Source organism: Halostella sp. PRR32, assembly GCF_034808085.1.
GTDB classification, from domain to species: Archaea; Halobacteriota; Halobacteria; order Halobacteriales; family Natronoarchaeaceae; genus Halostella; species Halostella pelagica.
Genome location: NZ_JAXHGL010000086.1, coordinates 1 through 277, shown reverse-complemented (window position 1 = coordinate 277; position 277 = coordinate 1). Strand labels below are relative to the sequence as shown.

At 53.4% G+C, this 277-nt stretch carries 1 pseudogene; it reads left to right on the top strand.

Features of this window, described 5'->3' with window-relative positions:
• Nucleotides 1–277: pseudogene (locus SM753_RS20480) on the top strand (IS5/IS1182 family transposase); the annotation flags it as partial.

The following is a 277-nucleotide window of genomic DNA, read 5'->3' as shown; positions in this document are numbered from 1 at the left end:
CCCATCTCCCTCAACATTGTGCAAAGCGTTCAACCGCCTTGAGATGGCCGTCTGGCGGGTTCTTCTAAATCTCTCAGTCACGCTTCTCCCGACTAACGGTGTCGTCGGGATCGACGCTTCAGGGTTTGACCGGAGTCACGCCTCAAAACACTACACGAAGCGAACGAAGCTGACGATTCAGCAGTTGAAGGTGACACTTCTCGTGGATACGAGAGCGAATGCTATCATCGACGTACACGTGACAACGACACGAAAGCACGACTCTAAGATTGCGCCG